Origin of the sequence: Algibacter amylolyticus, from assembly GCF_014202225.1 — a bacterium.
Classification (GTDB): Bacteria; Bacteroidota; Bacteroidia; order Flavobacteriales; family Flavobacteriaceae; genus Algibacter_B; species Algibacter_B amylolyticus.
This window is the reverse complement of record NZ_JACHGE010000009.1, coordinates 42,553-58,194: the sequence shown is the minus strand read 5'-3', so window position 1 is coordinate 58,194 and position 15,642 is coordinate 42,553. Positions and strand designations below refer to the sequence as shown.

General features: G+C 32.5%; 13 protein-coding genes. 4 read left to right on the top strand and 9 right to left on the bottom strand.

What is annotated here, in order from left to right:
• The 6 genes from HNQ90_RS14830 to HNQ90_RS14805 form a co-directional block, all read right to left on the bottom strand.
• A complete protein-coding gene (locus HNQ90_RS14830; protein WP_144116550.1) occupies positions 1 to 2,148 on the bottom strand; it encodes a T9SS type A sorting domain-containing protein in 2,148 nt (715 codons plus the stop codon).
• A gap of 131 nt (positions 2,149 to 2,279) precedes the next feature.
• Positions 2,280 to 3,029 (bottom strand): triose-phosphate isomerase, encoded by a 750-nt coding sequence (tpiA, locus tag HNQ90_RS14825; protein ID WP_144116551.1) that lies wholly within the window; start codon positions 3,027 to 3,029, stop codon positions 2,280 to 2,282.
• Between the two features lie 69 nt (positions 3,030 to 3,098).
• Positions 3,099 to 3,590 (bottom strand): TlpA family protein disulfide reductase, encoded by a 492-nt coding sequence (locus tag HNQ90_RS14820; protein WP_144116552.1) that lies wholly within the window; start codon positions 3,588 to 3,590, stop codon positions 3,099 to 3,101.
• A gap of 37 nt (positions 3,591 to 3,627) precedes the next feature.
• Positions 3,628 to 4,704, bottom strand: coding sequence for an ABC transporter permease (locus HNQ90_RS14815; RefSeq protein ID WP_144116553.1), 1,077 nt, complete (start codon positions 4,702 to 4,704; stop codon positions 3,628 to 3,630).
• A 31-nt stretch (positions 4,705 to 4,735) separates the two neighbouring features.
• Positions 4,736 to 6,043, bottom strand: a complete 1,308-nt coding sequence (locus HNQ90_RS14810; RefSeq protein WP_144116554.1) for a BT_3928 family protein — start codon at positions 6,041 to 6,043, stop codon at positions 4,736 to 4,738.
• A gap of 177 nt (positions 6,044 to 6,220) precedes the next feature.
• On the bottom strand, positions 6,221 to 6,760 hold the full coding sequence (locus HNQ90_RS14805) for a DUF1599 domain-containing protein (protein ID WP_144116603.1): 540 nt from the start codon (positions 6,758 to 6,760) through the stop codon (positions 6,221 to 6,223).
• 146 nt (positions 6,761 to 6,906) lie between these two features.
• Between HNQ90_RS14805 and folP the strand changes: the two genes are divergently transcribed.
• The 4 genes from folP to HNQ90_RS14785 are packed head-to-tail and all read left to right on the top strand — an operon-like array spanning position 6,907 to position 10,008.
• The gene (gene folP, locus HNQ90_RS14800) at positions 6,907 to 7,731 is read left to right on the top strand and encodes a dihydropteroate synthase (protein ID WP_144116555.1); all 825 of its coding nucleotides are present in this window, start codon (positions 6,907 to 6,909) and stop codon (positions 7,729 to 7,731) included.
• 3 nt (positions 7,732 to 7,734) lie between these two features.
• Positions 7,735 to 8,397, top strand: a complete 663-nt coding sequence (locus HNQ90_RS14795; protein WP_144116556.1) for a hypothetical protein — start codon at positions 7,735 to 7,737, stop codon at positions 8,395 to 8,397.
• 35 nt (positions 8,398 to 8,432) lie between these two features.
• On the top strand, positions 8,433 to 9,218 hold the full coding sequence (locus HNQ90_RS14790; RefSeq protein WP_144116557.1) for a diadenylate cyclase: 786 nt from the start codon (positions 8,433 to 8,435) through the stop codon (positions 9,216 to 9,218).
• Position 9,219: 1 nt separating this feature from the next.
• The gene (locus HNQ90_RS14785) at positions 9,220 to 10,008 is read left to right on the top strand and encodes a DUF3667 domain-containing protein (RefSeq protein WP_260847851.1); all 789 of its coding nucleotides are present in this window, start codon (positions 9,220 to 9,222) and stop codon (positions 10,006 to 10,008) included.
• A gap of 42 nt (positions 10,009 to 10,050) precedes the next feature.
• Here HNQ90_RS14785 and HNQ90_RS14780 read toward each other — a convergent pair whose 3' ends face one another.
• The 3 genes from HNQ90_RS14780 to HNQ90_RS14770 form a co-directional block, all read right to left on the bottom strand.
• Positions 10,051 to 11,820, bottom strand: a complete 1,770-nt coding sequence (locus tag HNQ90_RS14780) for an ABC transporter ATP-binding protein (protein ID WP_144116559.1) — start codon at positions 11,818 to 11,820, stop codon at positions 10,051 to 10,053.
• Positions 11,821 to 12,564, bottom strand: a complete 744-nt coding sequence (gene truA, locus HNQ90_RS14775) for a tRNA pseudouridine(38-40) synthase TruA (protein ID WP_144116604.1) — start codon at positions 12,562 to 12,564, stop codon at positions 11,821 to 11,823.
• A 312-nt stretch (positions 12,565 to 12,876) separates the two neighbouring features.
• The gene (locus HNQ90_RS14770; protein ID WP_144116560.1) at positions 12,877 to 15,372 is read right to left on the bottom strand and encodes a leucine-rich repeat domain-containing protein; all 2,496 of its coding nucleotides are present in this window, start codon (positions 15,370 to 15,372) and stop codon (positions 12,877 to 12,879) included.
• Positions 15,373 to 15,642: the final 270 nt, after the last annotated feature.

Sequence of the window (15,642 nt, the reverse complement as noted above, 5' to 3'; positions counted from 1 at the left end):
TTACTGTTTTATAATACGCTTAATTAAACGTGCGTTAGCTGCTTCAATAACCACTATATATACAGAAGGTTGCAAACTTGAAATATCGATAGTTTTCATATTATCATGCAACTTAACCGATTTAATTACCCTGCCGTTCAAATCTAAAACAGAAAGGTTTTGTAAATTCATTTGCCCTGAATGCTCTATATGAAACACATTGGTTGTAGGGTTTGGATATAGCTTTAAATTTTTAATACTTACTGAATTTACATCCAACGCTACTTGTTGCGCAGACATATTAAAACTTAAAATACCAGACTGAGAAGATAGATTACCAACCTTTAATAAATACTCATTTCCTTGAGTTAAATTAGGAAAAAACCCACTATTAGTAAAGCATTGTAACTCTGTGGTTCCACAAGCATCGAATAAAGCATAATACCCTAACACATTTTCAGATAAGTGACTAATCTCAATATCATTAGTACTTGGCATGGTAAAACTATACCAAACATCTTGTACAGTAAGCGATTCGCTTGGAGGTTCGCAAGCCGTAATTATACTATTGGTGGCTGCCCCATTATTGGTTGTAGTTGTTATGTAACCCTCTGTAGGAACTACTATGTTTTGAGGTGAAGAGCATTCGTCATTAAAAATATTTTCAAGGGCTTGTAGTCTAAAATTTCGCGAATTGGAATCGTTCAATTTTTGTGAAACCCGTAACTTATAAGTTGTATTTAATATTAAATTTGAAAAGGTTCCGTTACCTTGAAAGCACCCTATTTCATTACCAGAACAAGCATCGTATAATGTCGACTTTAAATGAAATGTAGTGCCAGAAACTTGTAAATTGCCGGTTACTGGCATTACAAAATCGAACCACAAATCTAAATTAATGTCTGAATCTGTATCGCATGAGCTATTAAGACTTTCGGTCGCTGTTCTAGCATCTACCGTGTATTGCGTAAAATCGTTTGTAGTTATAGAAAGCGTTTCACTAGCACCACATTCATCATTTTCTGCCTTGGCAAACGCCTGAAATCTAGGTTGTATGTTTTTTGGAGAAATGGAAGCAATCCTTACTACATAATTAGTGTTTTCAACTAACCCAGAGATAATTTGCAAACCCGACTGACAAGAAATTTCGGTGCCACCACAACTATCATAAAGTGTTACAGTATCAAGTCCAGACAATTGTTCTATTTTTAAATTTCCTATTACAGGCATTGTAAAATTATACCACAAATCGAAATTAGTATCACTTGTTATTTCACAGGTGGAGTCTAAACTTTCATTGGCTGCTCTTAAATCTGTTTGGTAGGTATTAGAATTAAGTGTCTCAACATTAATAGTTTCAGCGTTTTCACAATCATTATTTAATGCAAATGCATAGGCTTGCAACCTAAAATTCATAGTACCCACTTCAGTCGACCGCTCTGCAACCCTTAAAATATACGTTGAATTTTGACTTAAATTTTCAAATAATCCAATACCAGAAAAACATTGCAACTCATTGCCTGTACAACCATCATAAAGAGTAAAGGTTTGTTTATTATTGGAAAATGTTACTTCAACATTACCATTAACAGGCATAATAAATTCGTACCACACATCTAAATATAGATTATTAGCAGTATCGCAACTAGCCTCGATACTTTTAGACGCATAACTAGAATCGGGATTAGGTTGTGTAAAACTTGATATACTAATGGAAATTGTCTCTCGATTTGTACATTCATCATTAGCTGCAGCAGTTAAAGCTTGAAGCGAAAAAGCTCCACCATTGTCAAATTGATAAGAAGCCCTTAAAAGATAAGTGTTTCCGTTTGTTAAACTATTAAAAGAAGAATCATCTTTACTACACTCAATTTCTGCGCCACCACAGGTATCATAAATAGTAAAATAATTAGTTACCGAAGTACTACTAATACGTAATATACCTTCAATAGGCATAGTGAATGTATACCATAAATCTTTATTATTTACAGACGCTGTGTTACATGAAGCATCAAGAGTTTCGGTTGCTTCGGTAAAGTTTGGTGAAATTACTAGTGCTGAAGCAGTGGGTATCGTAATAGGTTCTGCATTAGTACATTCGTTATTTGCAGGAACTTGGGCAAATAACGAAGAAGAACATATTAATAAAAGTAATTTTAAAGTTTTCATGAGGATTGGTTTTAATTAATAAATAGCTAACTGCAAGCTAACTATAACTAAAACCAAAAACTTAAGGGCATTCTCTAGTTTTTAAAAACTAGGGAATACCCTTAGATAATACTTTTATTATTTTAAATTTACTAGAATGCGTTTACAATAGCAAAAAAGTCGTCTGCATTAAGTGCAGCACCACCAATTAATCCACCATCTACATCTGGCTTAGAGAAAATCTCTTCGGCATTTGCTGGTTTTACGCTACCTCCATAAAGGATTGAAACCTCATCGGCAACATCGCTTCCGTATTTATCGGCTAATGTTTTTCTAATAAACGCATGCATATCTTGCGCTTGCTCTGGACTTGCAGTTTCGCCTGTTCCAATGGCCCAAACAGGCTCATAAGCTAAAACAATGTTTTGAAAATCTGCTGCTCCTAAATGGAATAATGCATTTTTAATTTGAAGTCCTACTACAGTTTCTTCGTTTCCTGCTTTTCTATCGGCTAATTCTTCTCCAAAACAGAAAATTACACGCATACCTTTTGCTAAAGCTGCATCTACTTTTTTGGCAAGAAGCTCGTCGGTTTCGTTAAAGTACTCACGACGCTCGCTGTGGCCTAATATAACCGTTTCAATACCGATACTTTTTAACATAGCTGCGCTAATTTCGCCAGTGTAAGCACCACTTTCTGCAAAGTGCATATTTTGTGCTATAACTTCTATATTAACACCTTTAAGTGAATTATATGCTTGCCATAAGTTAGTTGCTGTTGGTGCTACCATTACTTCGGCATCGGTTGTTTTTGTTTGCTTTTTTAATGCCGCTATTAACGCTTCGGTTTGCGCTAAATCATTATTCATTTTCCAGTTACCGGCTACAATTTGTTTTCTCATAATGTTTTAATATTCTAGATTTTATACTAAACAAGCTAAAATTAATATTTGCTAATAGAACAAAAATAACTATTTTTTTAATGCTTCTATCAACTTATCGTCGTTAGCTTCAATAACATTAAATACAACGATTTCGCTGGCTTTATTAATTAGCATATATCTAGGAATCCAGCTAATATTTACAAAATCTGCAAAATCGCAATCTTTAGCATTTGGTAAATAATAATGATCGCCAGTTACATTATATTTTTTTATGCCTCTTTTCCATGCATCTTGCCCTCTATCTAGTGATAAAAACACATAGGCTACATCTGGAAACTGTTCTTGTAATGCTTTTACTTTGGGCATCCCTTTTATACAATCGCTACACCACGATGCCCAAATATCTATCACAATATTTTTGCCTTTATGCGTTTCTAAAATGCTTTTGAAGGTTGTTTCATTACCGTCTAGGTTTATAAAAGAATCGTTTAAAGCCTTCTCTGAGAATTGCATTGGTTCTTGCGAGTTACAGCTTAATAGGCTTACTAATAAAGTAAGCGTGTATATTATTTTTTTCATGTTGTGCTTTTAAAGCGGTTTTAGCCTGAGTAGGAAATTATTCTAATTTCACTTTTGGATCTAACCACACGTAAATTATGTCGACAAAAATATTAATAATTACAAACATAACGGCTATAATTAACACCGAGCCCATAATTACCGGTAAGTCCAAAGTATTTAATGCATTTACTATCTCTTTACCCAAACCGTTCCAACCAAAAATATACTCTACAAATACGGCTCCTGCCAACATAGAAGCAAACCATCCTGAAATTGCTGTAACTACAGGATTTAAAGCATTTTTAACGGCGTGTCTTTTTATAATTTGAAATTCGCTTAACCCTTTTGCTCTAGCGGTTCTTATATAATCTTGATTAAAAACTTCTAACAACGAGTTTCGCATAAGTTGAATAACCACTGCTAACGGACGAATACCTAGTACAATTGCTGGTAATATTAAATTTTTCCATTTTATATGCATGGCTTCGCCAAAATCGTCTAGTTCGTAAAGGCTACCTGTCATTTCTAAATTAGTATAATCGTGGAGTAAATAGCCAAAGAACCACGCAAATAAAATCGCGCTGAAAAACGACGGAATACTCATTCCAAACGTGCTGAATATTTGAATGGTTTTATCGAGCCAACCGTCCTTATACAATGCAGAAACAATTCCTAATAAAACACCTAAAATAATGGCGATTATAATGGCTGATACTGCTAACACAAAGGTATTTGGTAGTGTTTCTGATAACACCTGACTAACGCGCTTTCCTTGTTTTGCAAAGGATTCTCTTAAATATGGTGCCTTTAAAACCGTTGTAGTGTTTCCTAATGTGAATAATTGGGTTGCGCTATATTTCCCATCGCTTAAGAATGTGTAATCTTCGGAATTATTAGAATGAAACGATATAGGTGACAAATCGTTTAAATAATAAAAATACTGGGTGCTTATTGGCTTATCGAAACCATACTTTTTCTTGACTATAGCTAATTGCTCGCTATCATCATTTTGTCCCATCATCATTTGAGCAGGATCTCCCGGAAGCACACTAAATAAAAAGAAAATAACAGTAACCACCCCAAGTAATGTGAGGAGCGCGTAAAAGATTTTATTTAGTAAGTAGTTTATCAATAAAGTTTATTTGATTAGCAATTAATAATTTTTAAGGTTTTAGCTTAACATCCACTATACCATTAAATGTTGTATTATTTTCGGTATTATATTCTGTTAATGCTATATCATTTTTTATAACATTTATGCTTTCAATTTTTTCTGAATCTATAGCCTCTACTTCTTCTTTTGTTGAAGGTATATCATTTATAAAATAAGCAATTACATCTTCTTGTTGTTTTGGCTCCACTGGCTTTTTAACTTTAGGCAACTTTAAATCTTCAATATCATTCCAGTGTACTTTTTGCTTAACTAGACCTTTGTTTAACTCTAAAACTCCAGGGTTTGAACGCACTACTGTTTTTAAAGCTTTTTCATCGCATAAATACCAAGTAAAATCTATGTTGTAGGCTTCGTTTATACGTTGCTTAGCATCTTCCCCAGAAGCTGTTAAACCAATAATTTGATAATTATTTCGTCTTGCTTCATCTTGCAATGCTTTTAATTTTAAAGCGCCTCCTTGCTCGATACTTTCTAAACTGTAAGACACAACAATTACCAAGTGCTCTTGTTCTAAAAAGTGCGTTGTTAAATCGTCGGTATCTGTTTCAATAGAAAAATCGACCACAGGTGGCGTGTAACCCTCTTGTATCACTTTGGCTTCAACACCTATAAAATCGCCTTCTACAGATGGATAAGAGCCATTGGTTTTAATAACTTTTTCTTCGCCGTTAACTTTAAATTTCCAACTGTATTCTTGAATGGGTTTTGGTGCATCTTCGGGTACAAGCATACCTTCTTGAATATTTTTACCTATAGCATAGGCTCTAAAATCTATTGCTGGTAAATGCATTAATACATGGTAACCAAACCACAAACTTAAAATAAACCCTAACAATGCTATTACAGTGGTTACAAGGTTTCCAAAAATTGGTTTAATGTGCTTAACACCTATAAAAAGGATTACAATTAGCACTAAAAGAGCAACATCCTTCCAGAAGGTTTCCCAAGGTTTTAATTTTATGAAGTCGCCAAAACAGCCGCAATCCTTTACTTTTTCGAAATAAGCCGCGTAAAATGTTAAGAAGGTGAAAAACACAATCATTAATAACAAACTCCAAACGGTAAATTTTGGTTTGTAACCAATAAGAAGAAATACACCTAATACTACCTCAAAAACCACAACAAACACGGAAATTATAAGCGCATAAGGTTCCAAAAACGGAATATTTAAAACATCTGGACTAAAATATTCTTGTAATTTATATGAGAATCCAAGAGGGTCGTTAAGTTTTATAAATCCTGAAAAAATGAATAATACACCTACTAGGATTCTTGATATGTTTACTAATGTTTTCATAAATTTTGTCATTCCTGCGAAGGCAGGAATCTTTTTAATTTAAGTTATATATTTCTTGGTGTTTTCCTATTTGAATAGAAACTACAACAATTTTTAATTCAAGTGAAGATGATAATTGAACACCTCCCTTAATCCCTCCTTTTTAGGAGGGAAACTGTTGTCCAAAACACCTATTAATTATTTTTCATTTAAATGAATCATTGCAAAAATTGAGTAATTAATCATATCCTGATAATTAGCATCAATACCTTCACTCACTAAAGTTTTTCCTTTATTATCTTCAATTTGTTTAACACGCAATAATTTTTGTAAAATTAAATCGGTTAAACTACTAACACGCATTTCTCGCCAAGCCTCGCCATAATCATGGTTTTTATTTTCCATAAGCTGTTTTGTAATGGCTGCTTTTTCGGTGTAAAGTGCTGTAGCTTCTTCGGTAGACATATCCGGCTGCTCAACAACACCTTTATCCAATTGAATTAAAGCCATAATACAATAATTGATTATGCCAATAAACTCACTTTCTTGTCCTTCATCAACTTTCTGAACTTCATTTTGCTGTAGGCCTCTAATACGTTGTGCCTTAATAAAAATTTGATCTGTTAACGATGGCAACCTTAATATTCTCCAGGCGCTTCCGTAATCACTCATTTTTTTAATAAATAAACTTTTACAGGTATCTATTACGGCATCATATTGTTTTGAAGTATCTTGCATATATGGTGAACTAATTTCAATTTTGCGTAAATTTCGCTTAAATTGTTTAAAGTTCAAAAGTTTAAGGTTTAAAGTTTTGAAGACTACCTTTGATGTTTCAAATTTAAAGTTTTAGGTTTGGAATTTGATACTGGAATTTTAAGATTATGACAATTAATTGCAAAGGCAAACTTATTGATTTATCGTCACCAAAAGTGATGGGCATTTTAAATGTTACACCAGATTCGTTTTACGATGGTGGTGGGCATAAAAACGAAGCTGAAATTTTAAAACACGTTGAGCAAATGCTTAACGAAGGCGCTACCTTTATTGATGTTGGCGCGTATAGTTCGCGCCCCAATGCCGACCATGTTAGTGAGACCGATGAGTTAAAGCGTATTATCCCAATTATAAACCTAATTTTAAAAGCGTTTCCAGAAACCTTACTATCCATAGATACTTTTAGAAGTCAAGTAGCAAAAGCTTGTATTGATGCTGGCGCTTGCATGATAAATGATATTTCGGCTGGAAAGTTAGACGACCATATGCTGCAAACTATTGCGAAACTGCGTGTACCGTATATTATGATGCACATGCGAGGCACTCCGCAAACCATGCAACAACAGACCAATTATACTAATTTGGTTAAAGATGTGCTATTTTATTTTTCTGAAAGAATAGCTAAAGCAAAAGATTTAGGTATTGCAGATGTTATTATAGACCCTGGTTTTGGTTTTGCTAAAACTTTAGAGCAAAATTTTGAATTGCTAAATCAATTAGAGCTTTTTAAAATAATTGAAAAGCCTTTACTTGTAGGTATTTCTAGAAAATCTATGATTTATAAAACCCTTGAAACCTCAGCCAAAGAAGCCTTAAACGGCACCTCTGTTTTAAATACAGTTTCGTTGCAAAAAGGCGCTTCTATTTTGAGAGTGCATGATGTTAAGGAAGCTATGGAATGTATAAAATTAACCAGATTATTAGATTGTTAGATTATGAAGAACCTAATATACGTATTGCTTTTAACTGTTTTCTTTTCCTGCGAAAATGATAAAGTTGTGCTACTGACAGAGATTAATCATTCTGAAATTACAGAAATCTTAGATGTTTCTCCTGGTTACTTATTTTATGATGAAACTAAAACCGATAGTGTAGAACTAAACCGAAAAAATCTAATAAGCACTACAAATTGGTTGATTAATATTGACAAACGCTTAACGCTTAAACAAGTTATTCCGCATATAAAATACCTTCAAGATAAAAAGGCCAATTCTAGCCATAAAAAGGAAGGCGTTAAAAACTATTTTACTTGTAATGACACGAGTAAAAAGAATTTAGGATTTATTGATTTTACGGATGTGGCCTATGTTACAGACGAAAAAGGATATATTAAAGACTTAAAAACGGCCCACGCTAATATTGTTATCCTTAACCAAAAGGACATAAAAATAATAACCTCCAACAACAATATTGTACAAACAACAAAAGAAACATTAGCAAAGACTATTAAGGACCTTTTTCAATTAGAAAAAACTCTTTTGTATTTAGAATTTTATGACAGTCTTAGTTTTCAAGATTATATAACAATAAAGGCTTTAATGTCTAAATTAAATCTAGAAAATATTGAAATATCAAATCACGAAATTATTTTTAATTAACCCTTTTTTACTAAATTTACCAAAACCCCTTTCCATTGGATATTTTTAAAGACCTTTTAAAATTTACCCTTGTCGATATTATAGATGTTATTCTAGTAGCACTGCTACTTTACTATGTTTACCGACTTATTAAAGGCACCGTTGCCATTAATATTTTTATTGGAATTATTATAATTTACGGCGCTTGGATGCTAACCGATTTTCTAAACATGGAGCTTCTTACCGGCATATTTGGTGGCTTTATGAAAGTAGGCATTATTGCCTTAATTGTGGTTTTTCAGCCAGAAATACGGAAGTTTTTGCTTATGGTAGGATCTACAAATTTAGGAACTCGTGGTAAATTTTTTCAGCAAATAAACTTTTTAAAAACTGAAACCACTAACGAAACCGATATTGATGCTGTAGTTTCGGCATGTAACAAAATGTCCATGTCTAAAACAGGAGCATTAATTGTTTTTGAGCGTAATAACAACTTAGATTTCTTATCGCAATCTGGAGACGAAATGAATATAAAAGTTACTCAGCCCATAATTGAAAGTATCTTTTTTAAAAACAGCCCTTTACACGATGGTGCTATTGTGGTTAGCAATAATATTGTAAAAGCTACGCGTGTTATTCTTCCAGTAAATAACGAAAAAAACATTCCGCAGCGTTTTGGTTTACGCCATAGAGCCGCTATTGGAGTTACCGAAAAAACCGACGCCTTAGCCTTAGTTGTTAGTGAAGAAACAGGACATATTTCTTATTTTAAAGATGGTGAATTTGTTGTTTTTGAAGACACTACAGAGTTAACCACTATGATTAAAACCGATTTAGCATAATTTGAATTGTAAAAACTGTAATACTAACCTAGACCAATTAAGTATCTATTGCCATAATTGTGGTGGTAAAGTCATTAAAAATCGGTTAACTTTAAAAAATATAGCTCAACATCTGGGTGAAACTTTTTTCAATTACGACAATACTTTAATTATGACCATTATCTGCTTAATTAAAGCACCAGAACAGGTTATTGATAGTTATGTTAAAGGTGTTAGAAAGCGGTATATCAATCCTATCAGTTTTTTCGGAATTTCTTTAACACTTACCGGATTTACTATTTTTATTATTAGAAAATTCTATAAAAATGCTTTAGATGTTTCTAACCTATTTGATAGCACAGCCATGTATTCAGATAAAGCTTCGCAGGATCTTATAGCGTCTTCATCAGATTTTTCGTTGGATTATTCATCGCTTATTTACGCTTCACTGATTCCTTTATTTGCCATTATTTCTTGGATATTATTTAATAAGAAAAAATACAATTTTACCGAGCATTTGGTAATTTACATGTATAGCATGTCTCTATATTCTATTTTTTCAGCAATTCTAGGGCTTTTAATTTTAGTAATAAACGCTAATTACTATCTAGCGTTTAGCACTTATTTTTATATAGCAACCCTACTTTATCATTGCTATCTTCTTAAAAGACTCTTCAACTTAACTTTTAAAGAAATAGTACTAAAAACCCTTCTATTTATAATTCTATTTACAATTGCATTTGTAGTACTAACTATGGGTATAGGCATAATTATGGCGATAGTGATGCAACTAAATGGTGAATTAAAATAAAGGCCTTTAAATCAAGCTTCACTCGCCATAAAAAAGCACATATTAAGCCACTTCCTCTTTTAAAAATTGAACCTCGTATAAATTCCTGTAATAGCCGTTATCTTTTTTTAGTAGCTCGTTATGGGTACCTTGTTCTACAATCTCACCAGCATCCATTACTATAATTTTATCTGCTTTTTTAATAGTTGCTAAACGGTGCGCAATTACAATAGATGTTCTGCCTTTTGTAATTTTATCGGTAGCATTTTGAATAAGTTGTTCCGAATACGAATCTACAGACGATGTAGCCTCATCCAACACCAAAATACTTGGGTTGGTAACATAGGCACGTAAAAACGAAATTAATTGACGCTGCCCCGAAGATAACATAACACCACGTTCCTTAACGTTGTAATTATAACCATTTGGTAAGCTCATAATAAAATCATGAATCCCAATATCTTTTGCAGCTTGGTACACTTGTGCTTCGGTAATTTCTGGATGGTCTAAAGTAATATTATTCATAATGGTATCTGCAAACAAAAACACATCTTGCAAAACCACAGCAATTTGATTTCTTAAAGCGGCTAAAGTCACACTTTTAATATCAATACCATCAACACTAATAACTCCATCGCCAATTTCATAAAAACGATTTAGTAAATTAATAATAGTGGATTTCCCTGCTCCTGTAGCACCAACTATGGCAACCGTTTGGCCTGCCTTCACATCAAAAGAAATACCTTTAAGCACCTCTTCATCTTCAACATAGCTAAAATGCACGCCTTCAAATTTTATATTCCCTTTAAACGATTCTGGAACTTGTGTACCATGATCATCAATTTGCGATGTTGTATCAATTACTTTAAACACACGAGTAGCAGCTACCATGCCCATTTGTAGCGTATTAAACTTGTCTGCAATCTGGCGCAACGGTCTAAACAGTAAAGGCATAAACATAACAAAAGCAACCAAGTCTCCTTGGGTAATGGTGCTATCTGCTAAAACAATCTTTAAACCACCGTACCAAGCTACTAAACCAATTGTTATTGATGCACATAAATCTGGTAAAGGAAAAAATATAGAGTTATACCACACCGTTTTAATCCAACCTTTTTTATGGCGTTCATTAATTTCCTTAAAGTTTTTATACTCGACATCTTCACGCGTAAACAATTGTAAAATTTTCATTCCTGTTAAGCGCTCTTGTACAAAACTATTTAGGTTAGAAACTTCAGTTCTCACTTCCTCGAAGGCCTTTTTCATATACTTCTGAAAAATTCTTGTGGCATAAACCAACAATGGCATCATTATAAAAACAATTAAGCTAAGCTTAAAGTTTATATAAATCATAACTCCAAAAACCACGACCATAGTCAATAAATCTTTAAAAATCATGAATAGACCCTGTCCAAAAATATCGGCAATACGTTCCATATCGGTTACCGCACGAGTAATAAGTAGGCCAACCGAAGAGTTGTCATAATATTTCATTTTAAAACGCAGTAAATGGTCAAAGAGTTTAACACGCACATCCTTTACCAAATTTTGCCCCAACCAAGCCGCATAATAAATAAATAGCAACTGAAAAACAGTTTGCACAATCAAAACCACAAGCATTAAAATAATATAAAACAAAAAGTCTTTTTCCACTCTGTTCCCAATACTATCATCTATGGCGTATTTAGTAATATATGGCGTTGCTGCACTAAAAATAGCCAACAAAACCACCAATATATTAAGCCCTAAAAACACGGCTTTATAAGGTTTTATATACTCAAAAAGGCGCTTAAAAAGCTTAAAATCAAATATATTTTCTTTCGTTTTACTCATTTATAATTTTATATCTTTTGGGTACTCAATATCTGTTAAATACAAACCATGTGCAGGCACCGAAAACCCAGCTTCACTCCTATTTTTAGAGGCTATAATGGTATGTAAACTTTCAACCTCAACTTTACCAAGTCCAATATTAATCATGGTTCCTACAATGGCCCGTACCATGTTTCTTAAAAATCTATTAGCTTTAATTACAAAATGCAATTCGCCATTTTTAACCAACCATTCAGCTTGCATAATGTCGCAATTATACGTTTTAACATCGGTATGTGTCTTAGAAAAACATTGAAAATCTTTATACTCAAATAAAATTTTCGCAGCGGCATTCATTTTATCCACATCCAAAGCATGTTTTACATAAAAACAATGGTCCACATTAAACACATTCTTCTCAATTGCTACGCGGTACACATACGCTCTACTCAAGGCATGAAATCGAGCATGAACATCGGCTTTTACCTTAAAAATATCGCGAATGGCAATATCGGTAGGTAAAAAAGAATTTAACTTATAAATTAACTTAGGCGTATTAAAAACAATATCGGTATCAAAATGTGCAAATAGCTGTGTTGCATGCACACCAGCATCCGTTCGTCCTGCACCCATAATGGAAATAGGCACGCCCAACAAGGTGCTTAAAGCCTTCTCAACAACCTCTTGTACTGTTATTGCATTAGGTTGAATTTGCCAACCATGGTACGCCTTACCATTATAAGAAAGTTCTACAAAATACCGCAACACTTTTGTTTTTATCAAGACACAAAGATAACTAGATTTACGCTTCCTATAAAGCGTGGCTTCTTAATTAAATATTAAAAGATTACTAGTGTTACTTCCTGTAATAGAACAAAGTTGTTTTGTATAGAGAAGTTGGGCGTTACCCGAAAAGGGTCGGGCTTTTTGTTGCTAGTCCTCGCACCTCCTACGTCGGGCTGTGGGCTATTCACGTCAATCGCTAACGCGGGAGGGTTTGCTAGGGTTGGTGTTAAATTTACAGATATTCTATGTGTAGTAGGTTTACTTTAAAGTCTTTTCAATATTGCTCTTTTATTATTCACTGCAATCAACATCTCCATCTCCTTTTATCAATGTATCAGATGTATGAATTGATATTTTATTAGCTTCTCTCTCATGTAAATCCCATATAGCTTGGGGGAGACATTTTAAATTTGGATTATAGCCAAAATAAAAAGCTTGAATATTGTCAATATTAGCTAAAGAAGCCGGAACACTTAATATGTTATTATAGAAAACATTAATTTCTGTTAATTTATTGAGATTCCCCATAGTATCAGGTAAACTGGTCAGTTCATTTTCCATTAAACTAATTCTTAATAATTCCGATAGATTTCCTATGGTTGATGGAATAGAGGTTAGCTTGTTAGCGCCTAAACCTAAATCTGTCAATTGAGATAAGTTTCCTATTGATGCTGGAATGGAAGTAAGGTTATTATTTACTAAACCAAGAGCTCTTAACTCCGTAATGTCACATATAGAAGTTGGAATTGAAGTCAAATTATTATTATCAAGTTTAAGTTTAGAAATTTGAGTTAATTTTCCAAATTCATCAGGGAGGCTCGATAAATTATTATTATTCATATTAACAATACCACTTAAGTTGGTATTTACTATTAATTCTGGCAGTGAAGTTAATTTATTGTTATTTAGAATAAGAGTTCTCAGAACAGTTAAGTCTCCAATTGAGTTTGGCAGACTAGTTAGATTATTATATTCTAAGTCAAGAGTAATTAGTTTTGTTAAGTTACCTAAAGATTCTGGCAAACTTGTTAAACTATTATGTGAAAGCGATATATATGTCACTTCTGTAAGATTCCCTAATTCTTCTGGTATGTTTGTTATATCTTTATTAGACAAATCAAAACTGCTAATTCTAAACCCATTTTCTTTATAATCTACACCAAAATTATGCGCTGTTAATAAATCTAAAATAAGGCCCTCTTCTTTAGACTCCCAATTAGCATTACTAGTATCAATTCCGTTGGCCTCTAAAATAACTTTTGCAACTTGTGCATCAGAGAAAATATTAAATTCGCCCGAAATAGCGGTAAACGATTTTGGGGTATCTTTAAGCTTAGTACCATTTGCTTTTTTTACACTAACCTCAACAGTATGAGAATCAGTATTATTTCCTAATGTCCATATTGCTTCAGCAAATCCATCATCATCTGTACTTACAGTTTCATTATCTAACTTTCCATTACCTTCTGTTATTTCAAAATAAACTGGCAGATTTTTTAAAGAATTGCCTTTCAAATCAGTTAACTTAACTTTTAACGGTTCGCTTAAATTTAAGCCCTTAACTCCTTCCTGATTATTACCTGAAACTATTTCTAAATTTTCGGGAGCACTCCATAAAACTTCTTCGAAACTATCTAAACGTTTAAAATCTGCTACCTTATTACTAAATATAGTTATATCAATTCCTGTGGTTATTTTTAATCCAGCTTTTAAGTTTGCATCCCAATCTAATGCAGGTGATGAAATATTAAAATTAAAATCTTCCGTTACTTTAGGCTCGCAATATGGACCTATTACACCATAAAATTTAAGGCTAACTTTTGGAGTAATGGTTAAGTTTTGAGCAATATTAACTTCGCCTTTTATATCAACTGGTTTTGAAGTTAAAGTAGGCGATAAATCAAAGTTCCCAGACCAATTACCATTTTCGTATTTTGCGCTAGTTGAGAGATTGTAATCATTTATAAAACCTGTTGTAAAGTCAAAACTAGAATCTATATTAGCTTCTAATTCTGCCACAAGCACGGTATTAATTATTATTACCACTGGAACACCACCCAAAATTAAATTAATTTTTTTATCAACATCCGCTAAGGTTGTGGAAAATTTAGGAAGATTAATTCCTTTACTTGCAGACAAAAATAAATTAGTATCTATTTCAAGTTTAGAGTTTTTTACACTAAAATCTATAAATTTTAAACCTTCAAAAAAATCATAATCCCCTCTAAAGAAAAAATTAGGTTTAAAAACAGCACTCCCGTCTTTAATTTCAAATTTTAAATCACCTGCTTCATAAAGAATTGTATTTGAAAAATCAAACTCAAAACCTTCATTAGTTAAGCCAACTCCTTTTGCTAAGTAATTAACTTTACGACTAGAGAATTTAGTATTACTTGATTTTGAAGAATTATTGGATAAATCTGTTGTAAATTCAATTTTAGCAGTTCTAAAAACATCTTCTAAATTTGCTTGAGTAGTCTCTAAAGTAATTTTATTATTTTCTGTTGTTACGCTAATTACTTTACGTAAAAAGCCTTCTCCTTCACTTCCAATAATAATATTGTTTTCAAATATTTCCGGTAGGTCTCCAGAAAATTCAATAATATATACTCCATTTGACAAATCTTCTTCAGTACTTACTATATTAGAATTTTCGTCATTTATAACTACGGTATTTTCTTTAATTTCTGTTTGTTGCTCTACTTCTGGTTTATCTTTATTTGATTCATCTTTACTACAACTATTTAATAAAAATGATAATATTAAAACTAAAATTAGCTTCCTCATAATAAATATATTTTTTACCTAAACGCACTTAAACGACTAAAACAACGTTTCAACGAAATTAATTTTTTAATTTCATAAAATCAACTGATTCGCATTTATTTCGATTATCTACATTAAAAACACTTAATATATTCCTTATTTTAGAGCTCAAATCAAATAGCCTCTAATTTTTAGAAACATTTTCTAAATTTATATAGTATTTATAATTTACTAAGCAGCCTTTTATATATTGAAATTATTGCTGCTTTGTAACAAGCTATAAAAGGTATG

Coding starts and splice junctions, on each gene's coding strand:
- HNQ90_RS14805 (WP_144116603.1), bottom strand. CDS start 6,760: ATGCAAGATACTTCAAAACAATATGATGCCGTAATAGATACCTGTAAA.
- tpiA (WP_144116551.1), bottom strand. CDS start 3,029: ATGAGAAAACAAATTGTAGCCGGTAACTGGAAAATGAATAATGATTTA.
- HNQ90_RS14820 (WP_144116552.1), bottom strand. CDS start 3,590: ATGAAAAAAATAATATACACGCTTACTTTATTAGTAAGCCTATTAAGC.
- HNQ90_RS14810 (WP_144116554.1), bottom strand. CDS start 6,043: ATGAAAACATTAGTAAACATATCAAGAATCCTAGTAGGTGTATTATTC.
- folP (WP_144116555.1), top strand. CDS start 6,907: ATGACAATTAATTGCAAAGGCAAACTTATTGATTTATCGTCACCAAAA.
- HNQ90_RS14770 (WP_144116560.1), bottom strand. CDS start 15,372: ATGAGGAAGCTAATTTTAGTTTTAATATTATCATTTTTATTAAATAGT.
- HNQ90_RS14780 (WP_144116559.1), bottom strand. CDS start 11,820: ATGAGTAAAACGAAAGAAAATATATTTGATTTTAAGCTTTTTAAGCGC.
- HNQ90_RS14830 (WP_144116550.1), bottom strand. CDS start 2,148: ATGAAAACTTTAAAATTACTTTTATTAATATGTTCTTCTTCGTTATTT.
- HNQ90_RS14795 (WP_144116556.1), top strand. CDS start 7,735: ATGAAGAACCTAATATACGTATTGCTTTTAACTGTTTTCTTTTCCTGC.